The sequence below is a fragment of the Paenibacillus sp. HGH0039 genome (assembly GCF_000411255.1).
Lineage (GTDB): Bacteria > Bacillota > Bacilli > Paenibacillales > NBRC-103111 > Paenibacillus_F.
Map to the genome: position 1 here is coordinate 2,929,229 of NZ_KE150412.1, position 24,736 is coordinate 2,953,964.

Annotated in this window: 24 protein-coding genes and 2 pseudogenes; 16 read left to right on the top strand and 10 right to left on the bottom strand. The window is 47.9% G+C overall.

All coding sequences use genetic code 11. The annotated features are described in order from the left end of the window. Positions 1-162: 162 nt before the first annotated feature. On the bottom strand, positions 163-1,716 hold the full coding sequence (locus HMPREF1207_RS12785; protein ID WP_009675957.1) for an SAM-dependent methyltransferase: 1,554 nt from the start codon (positions 1,714-1,716) through the stop codon (positions 163-165). 244 nt (positions 1,717-1,960) lie between these two features. Here HMPREF1207_RS12785 and HMPREF1207_RS12790 point away from each other — a divergent pair, with 244 nt between their 5' ends. The 4 genes from HMPREF1207_RS12790 to HMPREF1207_RS12805 all read left to right on the top strand — a co-directional run bounded on the left by HMPREF1207_RS12790 (position 1,961) and on the right by HMPREF1207_RS12805 (position 5,657). Next, positions 1,961-2,599 carry a pentapeptide repeat-containing protein gene (locus HMPREF1207_RS12790; protein WP_009676025.1) on the top strand — a complete coding sequence of 213 codons (639 nt, stop codon included), beginning with the start codon at positions 1,961-1,963 and terminating at the stop codon, positions 2,597-2,599. Positions 2,600-2,670: 71 nt separating this feature from the next. Continuing rightward, a complete protein-coding gene (locus tag HMPREF1207_RS12795) occupies positions 2,671-3,492 on the top strand; it encodes a MerR family transcriptional regulator (RefSeq protein WP_009675823.1) in 822 nt (273 codons plus the stop codon). Between the two features lie 69 nt (positions 3,493-3,561). Next, complete coding sequence (locus HMPREF1207_RS12800) at positions 3,562-4,326, top strand: SDR family oxidoreductase (protein ID WP_009675902.1); 765 nt, start codon at positions 3,562-3,564, stop codon at positions 4,324-4,326. A 260-nt stretch (positions 4,327-4,586) separates the two neighbouring features. Then, positions 4,587-5,657: an SDR family oxidoreductase gene (locus HMPREF1207_RS12805; protein WP_009675891.1), complete on the top strand. Its 1,071-nt coding sequence runs from the start codon at positions 4,587-4,589 to the stop codon at positions 5,655-5,657. A 67-nt stretch (positions 5,658-5,724) separates the two neighbouring features. On the opposite strand, the gene HMPREF1207_RS12810 is transcribed toward HMPREF1207_RS12805, so the two are convergent. Continuing rightward, positions 5,725-6,096, bottom strand: coding sequence for a winged helix-turn-helix transcriptional regulator (locus HMPREF1207_RS12810; protein WP_009675773.1), 372 nt, complete (start codon positions 6,094-6,096; stop codon positions 5,725-5,727). A 268-nt stretch (positions 6,097-6,364) separates the two neighbouring features. Further along, positions 6,365-7,480 carry a Gfo/Idh/MocA family protein gene (locus HMPREF1207_RS12815; RefSeq protein WP_009675915.1) on the bottom strand — a complete coding sequence of 372 codons (1,116 nt, stop codon included), beginning with the start codon at positions 7,478-7,480 and terminating at the stop codon, positions 6,365-6,367. 169 nt (positions 7,481-7,649) lie between these two features. Here HMPREF1207_RS12815 and HMPREF1207_RS12820 point away from each other — a divergent pair, with 169 nt between their 5' ends. After that, positions 7,650-8,030 carry a winged helix-turn-helix transcriptional regulator gene (locus HMPREF1207_RS12820; protein ID WP_016423713.1) on the top strand — a complete coding sequence of 127 codons (381 nt, stop codon included), beginning with the start codon at positions 7,650-7,652 and terminating at the stop codon, positions 8,028-8,030. Positions 8,031-8,331: 301 nt separating this feature from the next. After that, positions 8,332-9,495 carry a tryptophan synthase subunit beta gene (gene trpB, locus HMPREF1207_RS12825; RefSeq protein WP_009675869.1) on the top strand — a complete coding sequence of 388 codons (1,164 nt, stop codon included), beginning with the start codon at positions 8,332-8,334 and terminating at the stop codon, positions 9,493-9,495. A gap of 151 nt (positions 9,496-9,646) precedes the next feature. Here trpB and HMPREF1207_RS12830 read toward each other — a convergent pair whose 3' ends face one another. The 4 genes and pseudogenes from HMPREF1207_RS12830 to HMPREF1207_RS12845 form a co-directional block, all read right to left on the bottom strand. After that, on the bottom strand, positions 9,647-10,264 hold the full coding sequence (locus tag HMPREF1207_RS12830; protein ID WP_009675936.1) for a DUF4304 domain-containing protein: 618 nt from the start codon (positions 10,262-10,264) through the stop codon (positions 9,647-9,649). Positions 10,265-10,350: 86 nt separating this feature from the next. After that, positions 10,351-11,049 (bottom strand): hypothetical protein, encoded by a 699-nt coding sequence (locus tag HMPREF1207_RS12835; protein ID WP_009675816.1) that lies wholly within the window; start codon positions 11,047-11,049, stop codon positions 10,351-10,353. A gap of 22 nt (positions 11,050-11,071) precedes the next feature. After that, positions 11,072-11,239: pseudogene (locus tag HMPREF1207_RS29825) on the bottom strand (phage tail protein); the annotation flags it as partial. A 262-nt stretch (positions 11,240-11,501) separates the two neighbouring features. After that, the gene (locus HMPREF1207_RS12845; protein WP_009672926.1) at positions 11,502-12,698 is read right to left on the bottom strand and encodes a macrolide family glycosyltransferase; all 1,197 of its coding nucleotides are present in this window, start codon (positions 12,696-12,698) and stop codon (positions 11,502-11,504) included. A gap of 424 nt (positions 12,699-13,122) precedes the next feature. On the opposite strand from HMPREF1207_RS12845, the gene HMPREF1207_RS12850 reads away from it, so the two are divergent. The 8 genes from HMPREF1207_RS12850 (at position 13,123) to HMPREF1207_RS12885 (ending at position 20,910) form a co-directional block, all read left to right on the top strand. Then, positions 13,123-14,643, top strand: a complete 1,521-nt coding sequence (locus tag HMPREF1207_RS12850; protein WP_009672929.1) for an MDR family MFS transporter — start codon at positions 13,123-13,125, stop codon at positions 14,641-14,643. A 46-nt stretch (positions 14,644-14,689) separates the two neighbouring features. Then, positions 14,690-15,652: a helix-turn-helix transcriptional regulator gene (locus HMPREF1207_RS12855; RefSeq protein WP_016423715.1), complete on the top strand. Its 963-nt coding sequence runs from the start codon at positions 14,690-14,692 to the stop codon at positions 15,650-15,652. Between the two features lie 22 nt (positions 15,653-15,674). Further along, entirely contained in the window at positions 15,675-16,427 is a 753-nt protein-coding gene (locus HMPREF1207_RS12860; protein ID WP_016423716.1) for an SDR family NAD(P)-dependent oxidoreductase, read from the top strand. 247 nt (positions 16,428-16,674) lie between these two features. Beyond that, positions 16,675-17,250, top strand: a complete 576-nt coding sequence (locus tag HMPREF1207_RS12865) for a class I SAM-dependent methyltransferase (RefSeq protein ID WP_009672932.1) — start codon at positions 16,675-16,677, stop codon at positions 17,248-17,250. 69 nt (positions 17,251-17,319) lie between these two features. Next, a complete protein-coding gene (locus HMPREF1207_RS12870) occupies positions 17,320-17,928 on the top strand; it encodes a DedA family protein (RefSeq protein WP_009672924.1) in 609 nt (202 codons plus the stop codon). Beyond that, positions 17,925-18,626 (top strand): response regulator transcription factor, encoded by a 702-nt coding sequence (locus HMPREF1207_RS12875; protein ID WP_009672927.1) that lies wholly within the window; start codon positions 17,925-17,927, stop codon positions 18,624-18,626. The genes HMPREF1207_RS12870 and HMPREF1207_RS12875 overlap by 4 nt, the downstream gene beginning before the upstream one ends. Further along, entirely contained in the window at positions 18,619-20,055 is a 1,437-nt protein-coding gene (locus HMPREF1207_RS12880; protein WP_009672931.1) for a sensor histidine kinase, read from the top strand. Before HMPREF1207_RS12875 ends, HMPREF1207_RS12880 begins: the two co-directional genes overlap by 8 nt. A 255-nt stretch (positions 20,056-20,310) precedes the next feature. Then, positions 20,311-20,910, top strand: coding sequence for a DUF4062 domain-containing protein (locus HMPREF1207_RS12885; protein ID WP_009672934.1), 600 nt, complete (start codon positions 20,311-20,313; stop codon positions 20,908-20,910). A 91-nt stretch (positions 20,911-21,001) separates the two neighbouring features. On the opposite strand, the gene HMPREF1207_RS12890 is transcribed toward HMPREF1207_RS12885, so the two are convergent. Both HMPREF1207_RS12890 and HMPREF1207_RS12895 read right to left on the bottom strand, forming a co-directional pair. Then, a complete protein-coding gene (locus HMPREF1207_RS12890) occupies positions 21,002-21,553 on the bottom strand; it encodes an NADAR family protein (protein WP_009672922.1) in 552 nt (183 codons plus the stop codon). Positions 21,554-21,555: 2 nt separating this feature from the next. After that, complete coding sequence (locus tag HMPREF1207_RS12895) at positions 21,556-22,443, bottom strand: NUDIX hydrolase (protein WP_009672925.1); 888 nt, start codon at positions 22,441-22,443, stop codon at positions 21,556-21,558. A 345-nt stretch (positions 22,444-22,788) separates the two neighbouring features. On the opposite strand from HMPREF1207_RS12895, the gene HMPREF1207_RS12900 reads away from it, so the two are divergent. Both HMPREF1207_RS12900 and HMPREF1207_RS12905 read left to right on the top strand, forming a co-directional pair. After that, on the top strand, positions 22,789-23,154 hold the full coding sequence (locus HMPREF1207_RS12900; protein ID WP_009672933.1) for a PadR family transcriptional regulator: 366 nt from the start codon (positions 22,789-22,791) through the stop codon (positions 23,152-23,154). Then, positions 23,141-24,187, top strand: a complete 1,047-nt coding sequence (locus tag HMPREF1207_RS12905) for an HAAS signaling domain-containing protein (protein ID WP_009672930.1) — start codon at positions 23,141-23,143, stop codon at positions 24,185-24,187. Before HMPREF1207_RS12900 ends, HMPREF1207_RS12905 begins: the two co-directional genes overlap by 14 nt. Positions 24,188-24,285: 98 nt before the next feature. Here HMPREF1207_RS12905 and HMPREF1207_RS30780 read toward each other — a convergent pair. Then, positions 24,286-24,384: pseudogene (locus HMPREF1207_RS30780) on the bottom strand (ArsR/SmtB family transcription factor); the annotation flags it as partial. Positions 24,385-24,736 lie beyond the last annotated feature (352 nt).

Genomic DNA, 24,736 nt, shown 5'->3' on the forward strand with positions numbered 1-24,736 from the left:
TATGCAAAATTGACTCTTATGTATATATAGAAAGGGGCTGTCCCCACCCGTCATCTCAGATGACCGGGAGACAGCCCCTTTCTGCTATAGCCAACTTTGTTTTCCCCAAGTCAGCTATAGCACAAATCGTGTGCAGAACTTTTTTCAACTACTGCTGCTTGATTAGGGTTTATCAAAATGGCTGATCAACGCCAATGCCTCTTCATGGTCAGGCTCAAGTTCTAATAATTTTCGCATGTACCCCAAGGCATCTTCAACTAACTCCAGCTCGAAACAGCATATGGCCAGACAATAAAACACGGTTGATACGACCTCGTCTTGCTCTTCTTCTACCGAAATTTCCAAATATCGTTTGGAGTGCTCGTACATGTCCATCTCAAACAGGATCAATCCGGCATCGAGCGCCAGATCGTAACGCTGCTCCATGACGTAGTAGGAGGACCACATCAGCTCTATGCCTCTCAACAAATCCTGCTTTTCTTCATCGCTTGCATCCTGTAACAGACTGGAGATCTGTTTCGTGCTCTGAATGAAAAATTCCGCATCATATCCGCCCAATCGCCAAAAGCTTAAGATCTGCTCCAGCCGCATTCTGTCCAGATTGCGATCTACCCACCCCTTCATACTAAAAAATTCATCCGGACCAAAGCGTTCGATGCATCGACGATAAGCCAATCTCATATTGGGATAGTCTATTGGTTTGTCCAAATGGAGGATACAGCCGACATTTATATTTTTATAATGGTGGGGGGGAAATAACGCCTCGGCTCCTCTTTGTTCGAAGAAATGTAGAAGCGCATGGTAGTTGGCCGTTAAAGAAAAACTTCCATGTAAGACCAACTCCGGCGGTTCCGCGAATTTCCAATTTTCCAGTAAGTGATCTCCTTTGTCTGCTGTTATGAGCAGGAACCCCTTCTGAGATAACGAATTCAAACGCTGTAAACAAGTTATTCCCGCGGCAGGAAATAAAATATGCGAGTCTTCCAGCTGTTCCTGATAAATGGAAATGACATCACGGTAAGGATAGGTATCCTGTTCGTACTCAGGCGCCCGTCGATGCTCATAGTGTAAAGTGATTTGATCTAACCACTCCGATGGTTTAAGGGAATCCTGATTTTCGGGATATTCGACGTCAACATCCGCTTCATAAATTTGCCCCTCACTCACATAAATCAACTCTTGTGGAATGCCATCGAAAAAGTAATTGGCCACAATGATTACCGGTTGTTTTAAAGCTCCTTCGCTAATGGTTGTACCTGATACAACGAGGTTCAGTACCGTGTCATGGACAGCATCAAATTGCGCAAAATCCAGCAATCCCTCGGTAATAAAAGATTGTAGAGCCGGATGTTCCTTCCAAGCCATAACGTTGTTCATCGCCAAATCCGTCATGATATAGCGGAACGGAGGAAGCGATATCCCCGCGTAGTCTCTCAACTGACACAACTCATGCAGCACATGGTAAGCAAAACGTCCCGCTCCAGCTCCAAGCTCCACAATCAAAACAGGCTCGGAACCAGATTCCTTATTCGCCCGGTCTTGAAGAAACCCGAAAATCATTTCCGCATAGGCAGCGGCGATCATCGGATTGCTCGTTATATATTGAGGGACTTGGTCGTTGTTCCAAGCCTTCGTTCCCGCTTCTTCATAATATTTTCGCTGGATATTCCATATAGGCGCTTCACTGAAGCGGTAACGTTGTTTATTCTTTGTCATTTAATCGATCCTGCTCTCTGAAAGTCATTTAATGATCTCTACCTATAACTTACTTCAATAAGTCCCTTTTTTATACACATTGCTCTTCTGTTAGAACGGCCGCCCTATGCAATACTAGTGATCAGAACCCTTTATTTTCCCCACATGTTCTCAAGGCTTCTCCTTATGTTACTATTAACTGAACTTATAAAAAAGAGATTCTTACGAAGCCGCACTTCACCGGTGAAACGAGGAGGTTGTCAATTTGAGCAAAAAGCAATTCATTGCAAGATGGAACGACGCTCAAATCGCTGAAGCGAACCGGGCATTGGCCGCTGTTACAGGCAAATCAAACCTGCATAAAAAGGAACGCCTTTTCCCTTCCTCCCCTTTCGGGCAGACAGCTGCCGGGTTAGAGGATTTTCGGGGAGTCGAATTGACAGAGACGATTCAGTACCTGACCGTACAGGGAGTCGATCTGTCTTATGCCCGTTTCGCGGAAGCTGCAAGTTTAAACACCTCAACATTTACGAATTGCGGCTTTAACATGATAAAACTGGACAGCCGGTATGTGACACGTGAATTCAGCCGCTGCTCGTTTCGGGGAGCCAAGCTTAATAATGCCAGGATCAGCGAACGATTTGAGGATTGCGACTTTACGGGAAGTAATTTAAGCAAAGCCATAGCAAACGACGTATCGTTCATACGATGCCGTTTTTCCGATGTTAATTTTCGCGGCGCTATGTTTATGTATTGCCGGTTTGAGGAATGCAGCTTTGAAGGGGCTGTTTTTCATAACGGCTCGTTAGCCGGAAGCCGTTTTACGGGAGAGACCGACTTGCTTCCAGTTTGGGGAAATACGATACTGGATGGCGTCAAAGTCAACGGGGAGAGACTGGCTTAGCCTTACTGATCTGCACGATAATCCGAATACCCTATAGAACATTTGAGGATAAGAAAGGAGGCCATTATAGAATGCTAAAGATCAGTGATTTCTCCAAGTTGAGCGGTGTTTCTGTCAAAGCACTAAGATTTTACAATCGTTTAAAACTGCTTGAGCCGGCTGCCATAGACCCTGCTAACGGCTATCGGTACTATGCTCAAAAGCAGCTTCTAACCGTTAAGCGCATTACCGCCTTTAAAGAACATGGATTTACGCTGGATCAAATCAAACACTTCCTGGATGAGGACGCAATACCCGACGTAAAACTAAAGTTAGTCGATAAAAAGAAAGAACTTGAGCGTTCCATCCTGGAAGCACAGCAGCAGTTGAACGAAATCAATAACAGGATTACCCGTGTTGAAGAAGCGGATAACCGCCGGCAGGAAACGCCGATAACCGTTCGTAACGTACAACCTCAACTTATGGCTTCTATTCGTGATATTGTTCCACGTACGCACCTATGCCTTCTGCTTGACGAGCTCACCCGGTACGTCAATTCCTATGGGGAGGACGAAGGACGAGATTTGACGATTTTATGGCACGATCCTAACAACTCAGATACGGAACAAGCCGATCTTGAGGTTGCCGTACCGTTAACAAAGGCTATTCCAAGCAACGGAAGAGTGAACGTCCGCCTTATGCCCGAGTTAAAAGCGGCCGCTTCCCTTGTGCACCTCTGCAATCCTTACGACAACTTTTGCCTTGCCGCCGATCAGCTAGTTTCGTGGATCTCATCTCAAGGCTATGTCCGATCCTCTAAAGAGCCGATCCGTGAAACTTATTTAACTTCGGACAAAGATATTTACGGAAAAATGAGATTGGCTGAATTGCTCATTCCCCTTGAGCTTGGATAAACTCGTCTTGACTCTCCCCTTTACGGGAAGGTGTACAGTAGCACTACACATCATAAAGGAGTGAGAGCTATGAAACGATTGGAAGGAAAAATTGCATTAGTCACAGGCGGAAGCCGCGGTATCGGAAAAGCAATTTCGCTGCGACTGGCGCAAGAGGGTGCTCTGGTTATCGTTCACTATGGCAGCCGCCGTGCTGCGGGAGAGGAAGTTGTCCGGGCCATTGAAGCCCAAGGCGGAAGGGCTTTGGCCCTAGGAGCAAATCTCGAAACCTTTGCCGGGGTAACGGATTTGGTTCAAACCATGGAGCAAACGCTCCTTCGCCTAACAGGTCAGAACCGGATCGATATCCTCGTTAATAACGCCGGCATAGGAACTTCCAAAACATTGGAGGAAACCACAGAGGAGGATTTCGACGCGATATTTGCCGTGAATGTAAAAGCGCCGTTTTTCCTCGTCCAGCAGTCCTTGCAGCTTCTGCGTGACGGAGGGCGAATTATCAATACCTCTTCAGGCGTTACGCGAATTGCATATCCTCATATTATGGCGTACAACTTGACGAAAGGTGCCATCAACACGTTTACCCTGCATCTTGCGAAGCTATTAGGGCCTCGTGGGATTACCGTTAATGCCGTGCTCCCCGGCATCGTCGATACGGACGTGAACGCAGAATGGCTGCATACACCGGAAGGACAGCAACATGCGGCCGAAATGTCTGCCCTCGGCAGAGTCGGCGAGCCTTCGGATATTGCGGACATCGTGGCTTTCCTCTCTTCATCGGACGCCCGTTGGGTTACCGGACAGATGGTCGATGCCACCGGCGGGTCGCATTTATAAGTGCAATCAACAGCTCTTCCAAGCAAGATGGAGGAGCTGTTTTTATGTTTAGTCGTAGTAAAACTTGCCGTTGCTTATGATCATGATACGGTTCATTCTGTACGGCACAGATTTTCGCCCTGCCCAGTCGTGACCTAAGTGCTTTCATTGGCTTCCGGGCCCTTATGTTACTTTCAAGTGCTTAGGTGAGTCCAAAGTGCGTACTTCTCAAGTTCCTTCTTCCCTCTCATAATAGACCCTATAAGAAGGAGGAGAGCCCTATGAAACCAGAAGAAACCGTATCACGTAAAACCGCTCTTGTCATTGGAGCTAACGGAGTAATCGGAGGGAATCTCATCCAGCATTTGATGACGCTTCCCGAGTGGGATATTATTGGAGTTTCTCGACGCGGCGGAGAGGACACTCCCCAGGTACGGTATGTGGCGGTTGATCTGCTAAACGAGGAGGATACCCGAGATAAGCTCGGCAATCTAACCGAAGTCACTCATATCTTCTACGCAGCTTATCAAGATCGCCCTACTTGGGCCGAACTGGTTCCACCCAACTTGGCCATGCTCGTGAACACGGTCAATGCGATCGAACCGATCGCCCCTAAACTGCAGCATATCAGTCTGATGCAAGGTTATAAGGTGTACGGTGCGCATCTCGGTCCCTTTAAGACACCTGCGAAGGAAACGGATGCCCATCATATGCCGCCGGAGTTCAACGTTGACCAACAGCAATTCCTCGAACAACGACAGCCTGGCAGCAAGTGGACTTGGTCGGCCCTTCGTCCATCGGTCGTTTGCGGGTTTGCATTGGGCAATCCGATGAACCTGGCCATGGTTATCGCGATTTATGCTTCCATGTCTAAAGAACTCGGTCTGCCGCTCCGTTTTCCAGGGAAGCCGGGCGCCTACCACAGCCTGCTGGAAATGACCGATGCAGGCTTGCTGGCTCGGGCGACTGTGTGGGCGGCAACAGATGAACGCTGCGCGAATCAGGCCTTTAACATCACGAACGGAGACCTGTTCCGCTGGAATGAGCTTTGGCCGAAGATTGCGGCATTTTTCGAGCTTGAGACAGCCCCCCCATTACCGATGTCTTTGGATGTGGTCATGGCTGACAAGGAGACGTTGTGGAACACCATGGTGGAGAAATATGATTTGGCGAAAAACAGCTTCCAAGACGTTTCCTCCTGGCGGTTCGGGGACTTTGTATTCTCCTGGGATTATGACTTTTTTGCCGACGGGACCAAAGCGCGTCGTTTCGGCTTCCATGACTTCATCGATACGGAACAGATGTTTATGGACATCTTTGAAGACTTCCGTAAGCGTAAGGTAATCCCGTAATATAGGGATAAACGCACGAAACCGGTTCCTCATGTCCAGGAACCGGTTTTTTTCTACCTAATCTACCTCACTCGTCAGATTGCGGCGGTTCGAATAACACCCTTCCCCTATCCCCGTACACCTTTTCAATATGCATATCGCCCCATCTGCACATGAGATGAAGGATACCCTTCAGGCCCCAGCCATAGTCCGTCAACTCATACTCGACTCTCGGCGGCATTTGGTTATAAGAAATACGGGACACTATCCCGTCCTCCACCAGTTCCTTTAACTGCTGGGTCAGCACTTTTTGCGTTACCGCAGGCATCAGGTGCATCAGCTCGCCATTGCGCTTTTTACCGAACGTGAGGTGAAACAAAATGACCGGCTTCCACTTGCCTCCGATCACTTCGAGAGTGGCTTCCACCGCAGTGTTGTAGGTTTTCTCTGTTTCCTGCATAGCCTTGGATCGCCTCCCAGCGCGTAACTTTGAAACCTTCCTACCTCGCTGCTTTCGCAGCGGTCTCCCTCTGAAGAGAGAACTTGATAGCTATTCTCTTAACTAGGAATTCATCCCCCTAATTATACTAGATCCGATTAGAACTTCAATTTTCTGTTTTATCGCTATTATGGTACGGTTCATGGAGCTTTATGTAACGACAAGTTTGTTAAGGACCATCCTTTGCCGGAGATGCGCAATTGGGTCTCAACAACATTTCGGACTATCCTTATTCCTCGACCGTCAAATACTGAACTGTACCTGTTTCGGCGGATTTGATTATTTGATCCAATAAATAATGAAGCCTACACCCTGTTTGGAAATCAGGAGTGGTGTAAGTGTTTTTTCGCAAGTCGTTAGCAAACTGGGTATAAAGCTGAGCGATATTATAAGATATGGGATTAACTTCCTGCGGGTTGATGTAATAATAATGTGACGGAACAATTAAAGATTGAAAAGCTTGATTTTCTCCAAGAACAGCCTGTAAGTTGAACGCATCCCATTGAAACATTAACCCGTCTTTTGATTTCATAGAGATTTCACCTTTGGCACCGATTATTTCTATAGATAATCCTGCTATCTTTGAATTACGAATTTGCCCGGACAGGAGTGCGCCGCTTTTTAACACCCCATTAATTGCAACATAATCAGGTGCATTAGCTTGAATAACTTCACCTGTTTCCATAACACTTATTTCTTTGTATTGTGTCTCTAATGAGGCTGATATCTTAGTAAAGGGGCTACCCATCGAGTAAGTGATTCCATCTAAAAGATGTCCAGTGGTAATGGTCAACTGGTCAGCTCCATTTTTTTTATCGAGAAGATAAGCATGGGCTTGATCAATCGTGCTCCCTTTAGTAGGGAATCCTGGCATGGAGTAGCTTACATTTATGGATAAAACCTTCCCTAGGTAATCCTCACTAAGAAGATCCTTCACATAATTAATAGCCGGATTGGCACGAGCCTGTAGACCTGTGATATGACGAACACCTTTTGCTGTGGCCAATCGGAAAATATCGGATGCTTCTGCTGTATTCAGTGCCAGCGGCCACTCGCAATATACATGTTTCCCGGCATCTAAAGCTGCACGTACCAACTCATTATGGTCTGGTACTTTGACGGTAATAACCACCAAATCGACATCAGGATTTGCCACCAAGTCATACGGGTTTGTATAAAAGTGGTTTATTCCAAAACTTTGAGCAATCTCTTCGGCGCTTTTTTGTCGTGTGGTACATACTGCAATAATTTCGAATTCTGACAATGCTTGAAGAGCAGGGATATGTGCCATCTTCCCCCAACCGCTTGCACCTATAATACCGACTCCTATTTTATCTGAGCTCATATGAAAACCCCTCCGGTTTTTGTTGTATACTGTAATAACGTTATTATGGAGGATAGAATAAAAATATAGAAGTACACACTTTTTTGTTGTATTGATACCAAAAAGTATGATACGCACTAAAAAGTACGTATAACTGTAGACGGATATTTATCAAGAGAGGAAAAATGCTATGAAAGATATTGCAAATCGGACTTATAACATTCCCGTCGAAGCCACACTGGACGTAATCGGAGGAAAATGGAAGACACTGATTATCTGTCACCTGACTTATGGACCTAAAAGAACGAACGAACTTAGCAAGAATATGCCCGCTATTACTCATAAAATGTTAACTCAACAGCTTAGAGAATTAGAAGAAAATGGGATAGTAATCAGGACCGTGTACAATCAAGTGCCTCCGAAGGTGGTTTATGAACTTAGTGAGTTGGGGTGGTCACTTAAACCGCTACTAACCTTTATGTGCGATTGGGGAGAAAAGTATATACAAGAGCTATCAAGGAAAGAACTACCTCCCCAAACAACCACCACATCACGCGGTGACGAATTGTGAATTTGACACTTGGCGAACTCCACTTGGAGTGAAGGACACCGGCATTCAAGGCCTCAACGGAAAAAAGCAAAAAGGCCGCCCTCTTCGGGACAGCCTCACCTCTTCCCTATCGCAAAAACATACTTTCCGGCGACGGCACGACCGTCTGAATGACAGGGCCTGTGCTGCCGCTTTGAGCCATCGAGCGGTTGAAGCCGCGCCGTTAATTCAAAGGATTTACTGTTGACAAGATTTTTGCCGCTTTCTATGATAGCATAGAAACGAATTGTTCATTATCCAGCTAAATGGAGGCGGTTTCACAATGATTCAAGAGCACTTGAATGAAGGATACTTTGGTGAGTTCGGAGGCAGCTTTGTACCGCCAGAATTGCAGGAAGTGCTGGATTATTTGAGCACTCAATTCAACAAGTACAAGGATGATCCCGAATTTAATGAAGAGTTCCGATACTATTTAAGAGAATATGTGGGTCGTGAAAATCCGCTAACCTACGTCAAACAATTAACGGATGCGTGGGGCGGAGCTAAAATTTACTTAAAACGCGAAGATCTTAATCATACCGGTGCACACAAAATCAATAACGTGATCGGACAAATTCTGCTTGCCAAACGGATGGGCGCCAAACGAGTGATTGCCGAAACCGGAGCAGGACAGCATGGTGTTGCAACTGCGACGGCATGCGCCATGTTTAACATGGACTGCGTGATCTACATGGGAGCGGAAGATACGCGCCGTCAAGCTTTAAACGTATTCCGGATGGAGCTGCTCGGGGCTACTGTCGTACCAGTTAATAAAGGACAAGGCCGATTAAAAGACGCGGTAGACGAGGCACTGAGCGATTTGGTCCAAAACTATCAAAACACGTTCTATTTACTCGGTTCAGCTGTGGGTCCGCATCCTTTCCCGACAATGGTCAAACACTTTCAATCCATCGTCAGCGAGGAATCGAAACGACAAATCCTAGAGAAAGAGGGGCGTCTTCCCGATGCGGTACTTGCCTGCGTCGGCGGAGGAAGCAATGCGATCGGCGCTTTCGCGCACTATTTGGACGAGCCTTCAGTGCGGTTAATCGGCGTAGAACCGGATCAAGCGGCAACGTTAACTCAAGGTGTTCCAAGCCTGATCCACGGCTTCAAATGTTTAGTGCTGCTTGACGAGCAAGGGAATCCCAAGCCGACCTATTCGATTGCCGCAGGCCTTGATTACCCTGGAATCGGACCGGAGCACAGCCATCTGAAGGTAACTGGGCGTGCTGAATACGTGACAATTAGCAATGAGGAAGTGTTAGCGGCATTCCAAGAGTTGTCCCGTACGGAAGGTATTATCCCTGCGCTCGAAAGCGCACATGCGGTAGCCTACGCTAAGAATCTCGCGCCAACGATGAGCAAGGATCAAATTATTATCATTAATTTGTCCGGACGCGGAGATAAGGACGTCGAACAAGTATTCCATATGTTGAAAAAATAATTGCCGATATGCCAAAGAAAGCAGCTCCTGCAGTGAACTATGCAGGCTGCTTTCTTTTTTAAAAATGTCTACAAGAATTAAAGTTCCGTTTCTTTTATCAGTAGTTCAGCATGCGAATTCTTTCAATACCGTTGAGCGGAACTGTCACATCTCATGAACGAATCGTATCAAATTCGACTCCATATTTATCGAAGATGGCCTTGTACTTATTTTCGAATAGGGTCCATCGATTTTCTGCTCCGTATTTTTCGTGCAAAGCCTTCAAATAACGTTTAGCCGCTGCTGCATCGTTGGACTGCAACAACAAATGAAAGCTCTCTTCGCCCAGATGCAAAAATGGACCCGAAATGTAATAATCCACAATGGATCTGGCACTGGTCATCGTCTCATAGAAATGAATAACTTCTTCCAATCCGCTTAGCAGCGTTTTTCTCAAATCATCCCTATTCGTATCGGGAGTGATTGCGAATCGATCCGGAACAGCCCGGGCAATTTCCTTGATTCTTGCTCTGAAGTGACATTCCACTTCCTGAGGCGCCGTCAATATCTCTTTCGATTGGATCTGCGCTAGCTCCGCCGAATAAATGCCGCAGTTCACATAAAACATGACATTGTCCGCCGAATTACCGGAGGATTTTTGAAAATTGAATAGGTAGATGAGGCCATCTGTTGTTTTACTGAAATTCAAACTCTTCTTTGCGAAGCCGTGCTTAGAAAGGAACGGCTTTACATCCTGCTTAATCAGATCGTTAAAGAGCTGCTGCAACAAAATCCCTCCCAGGTAAAATTGCTATTCCGGATGCTTTCGTAAGAGACACCTATAACCCCAATGGACTTACGACTTTTGCAACCGACTCAATCAGGTTTAATCTTTCTCAGTTTAATTGAAGACAGGGCTTCATCATTCAAGGCTGCAGGCAAATCACGGTTAGATCCTAACCAAAAGTCACCATAGCGCTCCATAACCAGCACGTCCCCACATCGGTAAAAGGAATGCGTAGATTTCTCTTCTTTGGGGCTAATATAGTACCCATTAAGCCACACATCTTCAATCGGCTTATCAAACAACATCTGTATAGGATCTAATTTTCCTTCTACTATATAAAGGTGTTTGCAGCCGAAAACAACCTCCTGTAAACAAAAACTTTTCAGAAAATGATATAGAGAGTCATTTACGATGATATGTCCCTCTGCATGGTCATCCCAAAGCAAACGTTCGTCGCAATAGACAGGAGAATTGTTGTTGCCTGCCTCTACCTGGCAAGTCCAGTTTGCTTGATTTTCCTCAAGAAACGTAATCTTATCCCCCTCCCTCTTCACTCGCTCCACCGAATAGAGACAATCCTGCTGTTGAAATATCTCTGGAGAGTTCTCCAGGTGATCGTCCGAACCATCTTTCCAGCGACCCGCAAACGCATACAATTCATGCAGCGCCTTTGGAAGATAGGCTGGAAGCTCGCCCACCGGCACACCGTAGGAGCTTTCATGCTTTCCATACCAATCGATTAGAAACTCCTTAAGATCGTCCATTTGATCTGTATCTTTCAGCAGCATAGTAATTCCTCCAATCTAACTAATCAAGGGTCTCCTGACTTTCGCTAGCGGGTACAACCGTAAATTCATGCTTGTATTTGTTCATAAAATAACGGGCTTCATTAGCACGTAATCCAGCAAGCGCTTCTGCTACAGGTGAAGACTCTAAACCAACCGTAGACACATCTTTAAAATCAACGATATACGACATTTGAATCTCTCCTTTTATTTCATTATTTCGAAAAAATTTGCCGTTATGATAAGGTTCACCGCGCTGTCCCCATAGACCTGCACATCACTAACATAAATTAACCCGGTTGTACCTGACATAGCGAAGTTCAGTTCGTATGCCGCCTCAACGACTAAACAATGAGATAGACTCACCGTTAGTTAATTATGCTGTCGCAAAAAAATAAGCTCCCGCCGAAATTAATCGGGGGAGCTTATCTCTATGACCTGCCATCGGATCAAATTCACTGGTAAATATAAGATCGATTTTTAAACTCGAAAATCTCATCAACGGCTTGACGATACCCGCCTGATTTCCGAAAAGATTCGCCGATATTTGCAACAGCTTCTTTGAAAGATGGGAGGCTTAACACTTGATCGGCGGCTTCACGCAGTTGATGTGCAGTCAACCCTTGCATTTGTAGGGCAAGGCCTGCTCCGATTTTGGCGACTTGCCCCGCAACCATCGGTTGATCGGCGTTTTGAGGGATGACAACGAGTGGGACCCCGTTATAAAGACCTTCATGGGTACTGTTCATTCCGCCGTGTGTGATAAATAACTTCGTGTGTTGCAAAACTTCCGTTTGCGGAACGTAATTTTTGACGATGAAATTATCAGGTATCTCCCCCAAATCGGAAATTAGGGTGTTATTCCCTACAGACATGACAATCGTATGCTCCGTGTTCCCGAACGCCTCGAAACAGAGCTTGTAGAATTCAATCGCCTGGTTAAAAACCGTCCCCAGCGAAATGTAGATCGGATTTTTCCCCTTGATTGCGGTCAAATCGAAATTTTTTTGAGCTGGCCGCGACGAGAGGGACGGACCGACAAATTTATACGTTTGGTCGAATTTCTCCTCATTCGTTTGAAAGTCCCTTGTTGTATATACGATGGTAAACGGAGCCGGATTACAAAACACCTCATAAGGAGTACGGACCTCTACACCGTATTTTTCGCCCACCTTTTTCGTCAGGCTATGAAACCGTTCAACGATTTCTTCGGGGGTTTTTACGGGAGGCGGTTCCAGGAGGGCATCGAACGTTTCTTCGATATGCGCAAAAGAAGTACAAGAACTGATGGCGGGAAGCTTAAGAATCTGAGCGAGCATACGCCCGCATCCGAACATGGAATCATGGATCATGTAATCAAAATGTTCTCCCCGAATCTGCTCGAGGACGGCCGGGATGACTACATCCGCCGTAAGCAAAAGACCGATGGCTCTTTCGAGTACATAGTCTTTTCCACCGGAAGTAAAGGCTTCTATAAATTGTTGATCGTCAATAATTCGTACCGAAGCCCCCGTCTTCTCTATGCGGTCCCGATAAGCCCCTATACAGAAGTACACCACCTCTTCTCCACGCGAAATAAGCTCCTGCACAACGCCGATCGTCGGATTGATATGTCCCTCCGAGCCGGCATTAATAAATAAAACCCGTGCCATTTCTATCACTCCTTAGGTTACGGTTCTCTAAATCGCGTAAGAGCAACGCCTTCTACGAAAATAATGGAAACAAGTCTATCATATTACAATTTTCTGGAAATCTCAAAGCTTTAACCAAAAGGACACCCCCGGGAATCCCTCGGCTAACCGCATAGAGCATCCGTACCGCGCTTTCCACAAATACCGGCTTCTGCAACTTCGCCCCTTCCATATGGTGCTTTACATAAGCCGTCGGATTGAACTAGTCCCGCACACCCGGTGGTCTGCCGCTACGGGCCCAGCCTTAGCCCTCTTGGAACCTTATTTCGAAAAACGCCAATGGAGCATTTCTTCCCTGACATACAGATGTCAACAAGGGTAGCTTATGATGATCTCAGATGATTGTTCAGCAATCAATTCAGGTACATGAAAGGAATGGGAGTATATGAGAAACAAACTGTCCGCAATCGTTGGAGGACTGCTGCTTGCAATTCTGATGGCGTCCATGGACAATACGATTGTATCCACGGCGATCGGCACGATCGTCGGAGAGATGGGAGGACTCGACAAGTTCGTATGGGTCACCACAGCATATATGGTTACAGAGATGGCCTGCATGCCGATCTTCGGCAAGCTGTCCGATATGTATGGGCGCAAACGTTTTTTCATCTTTGGGATCATCGTGTTTATGATCGGTTCCGCGTTGTGCGGAATAGCGCAATCTATCGTAGAGTTAAGTATCTATCGGGCTGTGCAAGGGGTCGGAGCCGGGGCGATGGTATCCATTGCGTTCACGATTTTGTTCGATGTCGTGTCACCCAAGGATCGCGGGAAGATGATGGGAGCATTCGGAGCGGTATTCGGTTTGTCCAGTGTGGTTGGTCCGCTGCTCGGCGGGTACATCACGGATCACATCAATTGGTCGTGGATTTTCTACATCAATCTGCCGCTGGGCTTCATTGCCTTGCTGATGATTGCCTTGTTCTACAAAGAATCGGCAGAGCATTCGCAGCAAAAAATCGATTGGGCGGGTTCTATTCTTCTCATAGGGACTGTCGTCTGCTTTATTTTCGGGCTTGAGCTGGGCGGCAAAACATATGCCTGGGATTCCCCGCAAATTATCGGGTTGTTCACTGGATTCGCGGTTCTTGCTTTCATGCTTGTCATAGTCGAGAAAAAAGCCGCAGAACCGATCATCTCGTTCGGCTTGTTCCGCAGCAGACTGTACACGACGAGCAATCTGGTCGCCATGCTCAGCGGCGCAGCATACATGACCGCGGCGATTTTTATTCCGATCTACGTGCAAGGCGTGCTTGGCGGTTCCGCCTCCAATTCGGGGTTGACCTTATTGCCGATGATGCTGGGTTCGGTTGTCACCGCAACGCTTGGCGGATTTCTGATGACGAAACTGCAATACCGGACAATCATGATAGGGACGCTGGCGATGCTGCTGACAGGCCTTGCCCTCCTCTCACAAATTACGGTAGAATCTTCTCGACTTGCCATTACAGGGATTATGATTCTGATCGGTCTCGGGATTGGCGCTTCCTTCTCGGTATTAAGCACTTCTGTGCTTCATTCGTTCCCTGCGGCGCAACGCGGGGCGGCAAACGCGACTTTGAATTTCAATCGTTCGCTCGGCATGGCGCTTGGCATTACCATTTTTGGGATGGTACAAAGCCACAGCTTGCTCTCGAAGCTCACCGAATCGCTTGGCAAGGGCGACATAGCGGTCCCGGTTGACTTGAACTTAAGCGATCCCCATTCGCTGCTGAATCCGGCGCTCCGGCAATCCGTCGATCCTCAGCTTCTTGATACCATTACCGCCGGGCTGTCGGGCTCCATCGGAGCAACCTTTGCCTGGAGCCTCATTCCCGCTGTTTTGGCGCTGATTGCGGCATTCCTGATGACGAAGGATAAAATGGATCCCGCTGCCGAAGGCGAAGAATTCGCCACCGCACACTAATTCATCTATCGGCGAGCTGCAGCAGGCCGACTTAGGAGAGATGACAATGAAGCTTGAACGGTTAATGACCATTACGATTTTGCTGCTCAATCGAAAGCGGGTACAAGCGCAGGAATTGGCGGACCAGCTTGAAGTGTCTCTGCGCACCATTTATCGCGATCTCGATTCGCTCGGTCAAGCCGGCATTCCCATCGTCTCCTATACCGGCATGGAAGGCGGTTATGAGATTATGGACAGCTTCCGCCTGGATCGGCAGTTGCTGTCCTTCGATGAGCTGACCGCTCTCTCCACTGCGCTTCGCGGTCTTGAGTCTACGAAGGCCTACGATCGCTCGAATATGGATCTCCTCCTCAGCAAAGTCGGCGCAATGGTGGCGCAAGCCGAGCAGGGCCGGGCAGGAGAAGGAGACCGTATTCATATAGATTTTACCCCTTGGAAAAATAGCGAAGAGGACCAAAGTCGGTATAATTCGCTTCGCCAAGCCGTGAATGATCGGAAGCTCATCCGATTCAGATACACGAGCAGAACGGGCGATGAACAAAAGCGCGAGGTAGAACCGATGGCGCTCGTGCTCAAGAACTACGCGTGGTACCTTCACGGCTATTGTCGCTTGCGCGGCGATTATCGCATCTTCAAGCTGACGCGTATTCGGGAATTGGGCATACAAGCCGGCACCTTCATTCGTCGAGCGGAGTCGCTTGCGCAGTTGAATGACAGGTGGAAGAAACCTGAGATAAACGAGGCAAATGAGGCGATTGCAGTTGTCCTTCAATTTAAAGCATCGGCTGCCGTGTCCGTGATGGACCATTTTGATGAAAAGGATATTGAACGGTTGTCGGATGGACAGCTTATTGTGCGCATGACCTACTCGAGTGAACATTGGCTGATCCGTACTGTGTTCCATTATATGACGGATGTTATTGTGCTTGAACCCGCTTCTATTGCCGCAAAAGTGAGGCAGACTGCTCTGGATATTGCGGGACAGTATGGCGTGTCGGATACGAAATAAGTTCAGAGAGGGAGGTTGGCTCATGATGTCCTTAGATGGAAAAGTAGCGATTGTTACCGGGGGCGCTCGGGGGGTCGGGCGAGCGACGTGCATTCAGTTGGCTAAACAGGGAGCGAAGATTGTTGTCAACGACTTCGGAAATGAGTTGACCGCCGAATCCGTCGTGTCCGAGATTGTTGCGGATGGCGGCGAGGCCGTGTCGATTCCGGCGGATGCCCGCAGTGCGGGACAAATGGAACAGCTCGTGAAAGCCGTGAAGCACGCATTCGGGCGTATTGATGTTCTCGTATGCAATGCCAGTAACGGCGCTACAGCCGCGACCTTTGCCGAGCTCTCTTGGGAGTCATTCGAACGGCAGCTGACCGATGAATTGAAGGCGGCATTCGAGCCGACGAAGGCAGTTATCCCGACGATGACGGCACAGCAATTCGGCCGGATCATCTATCTGTCCAGCACGGAGGGCAAAGATCCTACCCCTCAATATATCGCATTCGGTACGGCGAAGGGCGGGCTCGATACGTTTGCGCGATATATTGCACAAGAATTCGGCCCCTGCGGGATCTCGGCAAATGTCGTAGCTCCCGGCTTCGTTAGAGCCGATGAGACTCTTATGATCTCTGAGGAAGAGGCTCGCGTGATAGGCAGCTTCACACCACTGGGCCGGATTGCCGAGCCGGAAGATGTGGCGGGGGTTATCTCTTTTCTCGCCGGAGACGGCGCGCGATTCCTGACGGGAACATACACGCCCGTTACCGGCGGGCTTGTCATGGAGTGAGTCTCTCCACACTCGATCCCCTCATAATGATGCGACTGCCCCGCATGGGAGCCTTTTAAGGCTCCTTTTTTGTATTGTATGTGGCGGCAAATTCGCATGGCGAGGACATGTCCTTGAAGTAAGGGCATGTCTTTTTTTCAATAGATCTTAAGAAAATCTTTATTGTTTACTGACGTAAATGCTAATAAATTTTCGATAAGATAAGGCCAGTAATCGATAAAGTACATTAAGGAGTTGAAATGAACATATGCTGGCTAACACCTTTATAAAAACCAAGATCACCGATAGATGGCGCTTCCTCAAAAAATTTATTCAAAATCCCCACGACGTCGGGAGTATTGCCCCAAGCTCGAACAGATTGACGCAAAAAATGTTGGAGCCTGTGCCCTGGAATCATGTGCACACGTTAGTCGAATTGGGAGCGGGAACAGGGGTATTCACCCAAATGATTTATGACCTAGTTCGTCCGGATTGCCAAGTCGCCGTCTTTGAGAAGGAAGAGGAGATGAGGGATTTACTCAAGCGAGAGTTCGTCGGATTCCATATGTTCCCCAATGCGCTGGAGCTTAAAGACAGCTTGAGCAGCATCGGGGCGGGCCGAGTGGACTGTATCGTCTCGGGGCTGCCTTTCGCCAACTTTTCGCAAGCGGATCGGGAGAAGATCATCCGGCAAGTTCGCGAGACGTTAAGGGAAGACGGATTGTTCATTACATTCCAATATTCGCTGCAGATGAAAACCATGCTGCAGGCTGTCTTCGACGAGGTAAGCATCTCACTTGTTCCGTGGAACCTCCCTCCGGCCTTCGTCTATACATGCAAATAAATGCCATTAGCCTAAAAATTTCCTGATTTTCCTTTTGTTCATTATTAAATTAGAATTGGAGGAGACATCATGAGCATTGATTCCATACTCGATGGCATTCATCACTTCGGTTATTTCGCGCTCTTTTTCTCGCTATGGCTGGGTATAGTCGGGATGCCGATACCGGACGAAGTGGTTGTCATGACGGGGGGAATGGTCGGTTCGCTGCGCTTGCTGCAGACGGTTCCGGCTTATGTTATGACCTACCTGGGAGTAGTGTCCGGGTTATCATTAGGTTATATTTTAGGCAGGGTGATGGGACCGCACGTCGTCGAGCGTTTGCGCGAGAAGAAAAAAATCGCGCCCTACATTCAAAAATCCGATCGGTTGCTCGAGAAATACGGGTCGTTCGCGCTGGTGATCAGCTACTGTTTTCCGGTAGTTCGTCATGTTCTGCCTTACTTGGTGGGAGTCAATAAAATGCCGTTCCCTAAATACGCGATGATTTCCTACTCGACCGGACTGCTGTGGACGACGATTTATTTTATTATCGGTTATTATTTTGGAGGCAACATCGAGCGGATAGGAAATAATGTGTATAAATACGGGTATTATGGCCTGGCTGCAGCCGTTATTTTCATAATCAGTGCCGCCGTTATCAAAGCCATTCGTAAAAAGAAGAAGGTGTGTTCCGAATGAAGAACGAGAAAGGGGCCTCCGTACTAATCATTGACGATGAGCCGGAAATCCGCGACATTGTCCAGATTTTTCTCAAAAATGAAGGGTACGAGGTCATGGAAGCCGAAGATGGGGCCGCGGGTTTGGAGCTGCTTCGGAAGAAGGAGTTCGATCTGGTCATTTTGGACGTGATGATGCCGAGGCTCGACGGGATCAAGGCCTGCATTCAAATTCGGCAAACCCGGAATACCCCCATTATTATGCTCTCCGCCAAGAACGAAGACATGGACAAAATATTAGGCTTAACGAGCGGTGCGGACGATTATTTATCCAAGCCGTTTAATCCTCTGGAGCTTGTCGCCCGGGTCAAATCGCAGCTGCGGCGGGTCCGGATGAGCGAGACGCAGGATAAGCGGCAGCCACTAGAGCTTAGCATTGGAGATTTGGTCTTGAATATCCCCCGCCACCAGGTAACGGTCAAAGGCAAGGATATCTCTCTTACTCCGCTGGAGTTCGATATTCTGGAGCTGCTCGCCACTCACCGGGGGCATGTATTCAGCGTGGACAGAATTTACGAAACGATCTGGAAGGACCCCGCGTTGCAATCCGACAAAACGGTAATGGTGCATATCCGGAATCTTCGCGAAAAACTCAAGGACAATCCCCGGGAGCCCAAATATATCAAAACCGTCTGGGGAGTGGGCTATAAAATTGATTAGACTCAAAAGACCGGATTGGATCAAGAGTCTGCGGGTAAAGCTAATGCTGGCTTTCGGAGCGACCCTCGTGCTCACGACGATTTTGAGCCTGCTCTTCGACTATGTGACGCGGGAATCGCGTAAGGTCTACTTCACCAGTTTTGAAACAAGCAAACAGAACGTCAAACAGCACTTGAGCGACATGGAGCGGCAGATACCCGTGCTCTCCGGTCCGGAGGGGATCGATCCGCTGCTAAAGCGCGAGAGCGAAGCAAGCCGGCTGCGCATTCTGCTTTCCGATATGCAAGGGACTATCGTCTATCATTCCCCATCGGTTACAGAGGATAAGATCGATTTATACCAAATTATCTATGAGCAGAGGGAGACGGAGAATCAGCCCGAGTCCGGCACTATGTATACGGCGATTACACCCATCCAATATCAGGGTCAGAAGCTGTTTCTTGTCGTATCGGGTCCGCTCTTTGCAGAACGAGGTTATGTATATGAGAATCCTCCCCTGTACAGCTCGCTTGTGTTTCTGCTGTTATTCCTGCTGCTGTTTTATTTGCTCACCTACAGCAAAATGAAAGAAATCCGGACCATGAGCAGAGGAGTCCAGCAAATTGCCGAGGGCAAGCTATCCATACGACTGCCGGTCAAAAGCAAGGATGAACTCGGAACCCTCACCGCAAGCATCAACGAGATGGCGGGACAGCTAGAGGAGATGATCGCCAAAGAGCGGTTGGCCGAGCAAGCCAAGAGTGAGCTTATAACGAACATATCTCATGATTTGAGAACTCCTCTGACGAGTATTATCGGCTATTTAACCGTCCTGATCGAACATCCGGAGACAAGCGGCGTGCTGAAGAATTACGTTAATAATGCGCTGAACAAATCCAACCAGCTCAAAAAATTAATTGACGATTTATTCGAGTACACACGGCTGACAAACAATCAGGTGGCTCTGGACAAAAGCCGGGTCGATCTGGTCGGAATGCTGAATCAGATCATCATGGAATTCCTTCCGCTCGCTGAGCAGCATCAGATCAGAGTGAACAGTACGCTGCCCGATCGGAAAGTGGATGTATGTATCGACGCAGACAAAATCGTCCGGGCCATCGATAACTTGTTAACCAATGCGCTCAAATTCAGCGTAAAACCGGGCAGCATCGATATCGTAATGAATGCAGAGCACCCATGGGTCGTACTGTCTATCGCCAACACGGGTTTGGCCATTACGCCTGAGCAGGAAAAAAGGCTGTTCGACCGATTCTATAAAGCCGACGAATCGAGGAACGACCACCGGATGCCGCACGGGTCGGGTCTTGGCCTTTCGATTGCACAGAGCATCATGCAGCTGCATGAAGGAGATATCTGGCTGCGGCGAACCGGACCGTACTATGAATTTTTTATGCGGATTCCATTGCCGCCCGCTTCCGTTACAATGTAAACATGTTGCTCGGTGTCCGCCCGCGAAAAATGTGAAAGGAGCTGCCGCGGCACGCTCCTTCGTTGATGTTCTTATGGATTTTTATTTTCATGATCTGCACGACAGATTGACGATTCGGTGCCAAGGCACTTCGAAAAGTCGGCTTTGTCGCCTGTAATACGGATCACGCATTACCTCGGCTACTTCGGCAAATATTGATAAATAAAGCAAGGCGATGGTACAATTTATAATAATTTCACTTAATATAGGTGGCCTATGAGAAAAAAATTACAAGTCTACATATCGTCTACTTTCAACGATCTTATTGAGGAAAGACATACCGCTGTTGAAGCCGTACTTCAAGCCGGTCATATCCCTGCTGGAATCGAGCAATTTTTCAAGGAAAGTCCAATGAAAATTAGGAAGAGATGGATCGACGAGTCCGATGTATATATCCTGATTCTCGGAGGATTCTATGGTTTAACTCTTCCTGATGAATCTAAGAGCTATACACATTGGGAATATGAGTATGCCGGAGAAGCGGGCAAACCTAGATTTGCTTTTGTTGTCACAGATGAAGCATTAAGACAAAAGCCATACGACTTCGCAGCAATTGAATACTATCAGAAGTTCCAAGAATTTAGGCAATCCGTATTCGAAACAGTACCTACATTTTATGTTGAAGATGTACGGCACATTAAAATGGTACTTCGTGATCAATTGCGGGAGTATGCAGCAAGAGACGATTTGTATGGCTGGATTTCCGGCAAGGATGCCTCAGACGTACAAAATTTATTGGAAGAGAATGCAAGTTTATTGAGAGAGAATGCTAAATTAAATGCCGAGTTAGAGAAAAACAAAAAAGCAAATCAATGATTTTTCGCCGTCGAAGAGGTTCATGACATTCTGCAATTTCTTTTCGGTTCATTTTTGCCCCTTCTTGCATCCGTACCGATTCCGCCTGAAGTTAATCGCGCAATAATTCGTCCCGCACATCGGTTAGCACGAATCCAAGCAGATTCCTGCCTCTCCATTTGATGGGGTTCTCCGCGTCCGGGTTGGACTGGCCCATGCCAATTCCCCAGATGCGGTCCCGCGGGCTCGCCTCGACGAGAATACGGTTTTTCGTCGACTTGAGGTATCCGCCAAGATCCGGATTTTGCGTAAACTTGGCCAGACTGCCTCTTCTAACGATGCCATAGCATTCTTGGTCCCATACGTCCTTGTCGAAGTTTCTAACCGCGCGCCCATAAGCTTTCATCTCCTTGGGATGATGGGCCTTGAGGATCGCATCCAGCATTTCGTCATCACCGAACAGCCTTGCTTTCTCAGCCATCATAAACTGCTCCGTGCAGGAATACGCAGTCCCCTCTACCACAAACGGGCTCTTCCACCATTGGCTAAAACAACTTTTGTCGACGCTGCCGTCCTTTGACGGTGTATGGCCCCAGAAGAACACAAATTTGAATTTGTTTCCCTCGTTATAAGCCTTCCTTAACTCTTCGATCGTGTATATCATCTCTAATCCTCCAATCTTCTTCGATATAAGCGGGAAGGGCGATGTCCCGCATTTTCAGTGTAGTGGTCGGTCTCTACCACAAGATCGGCCACTTTACGCCGAAAGGCAGCTTTCAACAGCTCTTTGTCTAAAATAACCTCGTAGACCTGCTGCAGCTCCGTCAGCGTAAACAAGGACGGCATCAAATGCAGGGCAATATCCGTATAATTCACTTTTCCCCTTAGTCGCTCGAAGGCACAGGCAATAATTTTCGCATGATCGAAAGCCAGTCCATTATTCGATACGATGGAGTATACGGTAGACGCCGAGGTAGGCTTTACCGTCACTGTCCGATCCACAACGGCCGTAAGCTCCTCCTCTTCACTGCTAAGCTTGAGCTCATATTCATACGTCTTTACATACCCGTTCTCGAGCAGTTCTTTCCGTTCCCGCAGCAGCCGGTAGGTTACCTTGAACCAGGTAGCCTCGGCAGCGTCATCCCCTGCCTTCAACTGTACCTGATCGCTGTCGATCAGAGCCATATAGCTGCAGCTCATCACCCAAGTTCGGGGATCACGCCCAATATCGCTGAATGTGTACAACTGCTCCAGATAGACATCATCCACGCCGGTCTCTTCGCGCAGTTCCCTCGTTGCTGCCTGCTCCGTCGTCTCGCCTAACCGGACGAAGCCGCCCGGAAGCGCCCATTTGCCTATGTACGGATGCCCTCCCCGTCGGATAAGCAAGACGCGCAGCTCCTTCTCCGGAAGCTTGCGGTAGCTGGCCGCCTCCGTGTTCGTGACGGTGAAGATGACCATATCTGCAGCCACCGAGGGCCGCTCGAAATCCTCCACCCGATACTGTTCCAAAAACTCGCGTTCCGTAAGGCCATCGCGATCCAACAAACCCAATGTACTCGCCTCCTTCTTTGCTCTATGTTATTTCATTGCCGTTCAGATATTTGATCGGTCCAATAATCGCTCGCATATTCTTAGTATCATTTTGATAATAATAATCTGTTAGTAACAAAAATATCAAAAAATCAAAGGAGATGCAAGTCAAACGTGAAAAATAAACATCTTTGGAGGGTTGTTCTGCACGGCACGGGGCTAATAAAAAAGAGTTACTCCCCCAAACCATGTTCCTCCATTCACTCACGCCCACGGCTAGCAAAATCAACACCCAAAAAATAATAATATTGTTCCATTTACAATAGTGTGTGTCATACAGTATAATATTTTCCAGGAGCTGATCATATGGCGGATGTAAATGAAACGATAATGGGGTTATTAAGTGAGCTGCGACGGGGCACGATTGTCATTGGCGTGCTCAGTCAATTATCCGAACCGCGGTATGGCTATTCTCTCGTACCCTTATTGGAGGAAAAAGGAATCGCTGTCGATCCCGGCACCTTGTACCCCCTGCTTCGCAGACTGGAGAAGCAAGAGCTGTTGGAGAGCAGATGGGATACGAATGAATCGCGCCCCCGTAAATACTATCTGCTCAGCCCGTTCGGGAAGAAAGTATATGCGGGTCTGTGCCAGGAGTGGCGCAAGCTAGTCGCCAGCATGGAAGGCATTTTGACTGATCTTGGAGGAGGAGAGCAGCATGGAAGTAATTGACCGTTATATTTATGCGGCGACGCAGCGTCTGCCTGAGCAGCAAAGAGAGGATATTAAACGGGAATTGCAAAGCCTCATTGAAGATATGCTGGAGGAGCGCATACCAACTGGCCAAGCATCTAAAGAGGATGTCGAAAGCGTGCTGCTTGAGCTGGGCCCTCCGAATGAGCTGGCCGCGAAGTATCGCGGGTACGAGCGTTACCTGATCGGTCCGATGCTGATCGACGCTTACTTGACTACGCTAAAGATTGTGTTGGCCTCGATTGTCATAGGACTAACCGCTGTTTTCATCATCGACACATTCCTTTCACATTCGGGGAAGCTAGACCCGGTTACAAGCTACCTGGGCTCCCTAGTTACGGGTGCTGCACAAGGATTCGCTTGGGTTACCGTTGTATTCGCTTGGATGGAGTATAGGCAGCGAATAAATATCGCCGGTAACGGCAGCAGGAATAAAGCGTGGAGGCCCTCCGATTTACCGCTGATTCCGGACGCAAAGTTGAAAATCAAAAGAATCAGGCCAATCTTAAGCATCTTTTTTACCATTGCGGTCATGGTGATTTGTCTCTATTTGACCGATCTGCTCGGGATCTGGAGGTACCACGATGGCGTGCTCGTGAGCGTTCCTTTTCTGGACAACGATGTATTCCGACGCTATTGGCCGCTTCTGTGGATCGTCGCCGCCTTTTCCATTACGAAGCAAATCGCCCGAATTATTGTGCGTTATAGATCGAGCAAGCTGCTGGCTTTCCATATCGTGATGACGATTATTACAACGATGCTTGTGTGCATCATGCTTTCGGATCAAACTCTATGGAATCCCCATTTCGTCCAGGATTTGACCGCCTCGAACCTTATGCCCGCCGAAGGAAATAACTTCAAAACCCTAGTGTCGACCTGGCCCAGGGTGAAAGAATGGCTCATAAACGCCATCGTGTTGTTTGCACTCCTCAATATCATAAGGGAGTCCCTTGCCTGGTACCGAACAAAATCATCGCCCTCTCCAATCACTCAAAAAAAGCCGCTTGTGTAGCGGCTCAGGCTGCTAGGAACCCTCCTCATTTTTCCGATTGCGGCCGGATAAGAAGGAGAACCGGCAAATTCTCGACAATCCGACTGACCTCAAGAGGTCATGAGAATGGCTTGTCGGGTTTCGTCTCCGATCGCGTTCAACACCTTCTGATTGTTCTTAAATTCGATGGCGATAGCAGCCGCCAGTTCTTGATCCACGGAGGTCCCCTCCTTTCGTTTTTGTTTAAACGTTTAATTCTTTTTACGGATCTAATGTACCACGATCTCGAACCAGGCGGCATTTCGGGAAAGAAAAAAGAACAGCCGTCTTTATGATACGCTTTCCCGCTGTTTGCAACGGCAAGTTTTAAAGACCATCCTGCAAAAGGATGGCCTTTAGAATCGTTCATCTATTTTAACTGCCTTGATTAAGAAAAACCGGAGGCGTTGCCTCCGGTCCTCTTCAGGTTGTACATATATCCGAGCGTAATATTGCCTCCCGCGAAATGAATATCGTCCGTTACCCGCGCTGGTTGTCCGGAGCGAGCTGCTTCTCCAAGAGCAGCTCCGC

Bases quoted from the DNA above. Each gene is read 5' to 3' on its own strand.
- HMPREF1207_RS12855 (WP_016423715.1), top strand. From the start codon at position 14,690: ATGAAGCTTGAACGGTTAATGACCATTACGATTTTGCTGCTCAATCGA.
- HMPREF1207_RS12795 (WP_009675823.1), top strand. From the start codon at position 2,671: ATGCTAAAGATCAGTGATTTCTCCAAGTTGAGCGGTGTTTCTGTCAAA.
- HMPREF1207_RS12850 (WP_009672929.1), top strand. From the start codon at position 13,123: ATGAGAAACAAACTGTCCGCAATCGTTGGAGGACTGCTGCTTGCAATT.
- HMPREF1207_RS12810 (WP_009675773.1), bottom strand. From the start codon at position 6,096: ATGCAGGAAACAGAGAAAACCTACAACACTGCGGTGGAAGCCACTCTC.
- HMPREF1207_RS12900 (WP_009672933.1), top strand. From the start codon at position 22,789: ATGGCGGATGTAAATGAAACGATAATGGGGTTATTAAGTGAGCTGCGA.
- HMPREF1207_RS12890 (WP_009672922.1), bottom strand. From the start codon at position 21,553: ATGATATACACGATCGAAGAGTTAAGGAAGGCTTATAACGAGGGAAAC.
- HMPREF1207_RS12785 (WP_009675957.1), bottom strand. From the start codon at position 1,716: ATGACAAAGAATAAACAACGTTACCGCTTCAGTGAAGCGCCTATATGG.
- HMPREF1207_RS12905 (WP_009672930.1), top strand. From the start codon at position 23,141: ATGGAAGTAATTGACCGTTATATTTATGCGGCGACGCAGCGTCTGCCT.
- HMPREF1207_RS12885 (WP_009672934.1), top strand. From the start codon at position 20,311: ATGAGAAAAAAATTACAAGTCTACATATCGTCTACTTTCAACGATCTT.
- HMPREF1207_RS12815 (WP_009675915.1), bottom strand. From the start codon at position 7,480: ATGAGCTCAGATAAAATAGGAGTCGGTATTATAGGTGCAAGCGGTTGG.
- HMPREF1207_RS12845 (WP_009672926.1), bottom strand. From the start codon at position 12,698: ATGGCACGGGTTTTATTTATTAATGCCGGCTCGGAGGGACATATCAAT.
- trpB (WP_009675869.1), top strand. From the start codon at position 8,332: ATGATTCAAGAGCACTTGAATGAAGGATACTTTGGTGAGTTCGGAGGC.
- HMPREF1207_RS12860 (WP_016423716.1), top strand. From the start codon at position 15,675: ATGATGTCCTTAGATGGAAAAGTAGCGATTGTTACCGGGGGCGCTCGG.
- HMPREF1207_RS12865 (WP_009672932.1), top strand. From the start codon at position 16,675: ATGCTGGCTAACACCTTTATAAAAACCAAGATCACCGATAGATGGCGC.
- HMPREF1207_RS12875 (WP_009672927.1), top strand. From the start codon at position 17,925: ATGAAGAACGAGAAAGGGGCCTCCGTACTAATCATTGACGATGAGCCG.
- HMPREF1207_RS12835 (WP_009675816.1), bottom strand. From the start codon at position 11,049: ATGCTGCTGAAAGATACAGATCAAATGGACGATCTTAAGGAGTTTCTA.
- HMPREF1207_RS12805 (WP_009675891.1), top strand. From the start codon at position 4,587: ATGAAACCAGAAGAAACCGTATCACGTAAAACCGCTCTTGTCATTGGA.
- HMPREF1207_RS12800 (WP_009675902.1), top strand. From the start codon at position 3,562: ATGAAACGATTGGAAGGAAAAATTGCATTAGTCACAGGCGGAAGCCGC.
- HMPREF1207_RS12820 (WP_016423713.1), top strand. From the start codon at position 7,650: ATGAAAGATATTGCAAATCGGACTTATAACATTCCCGTCGAAGCCACA.
- HMPREF1207_RS12870 (WP_009672924.1), top strand. From the start codon at position 17,320: ATGAGCATTGATTCCATACTCGATGGCATTCATCACTTCGGTTATTTC.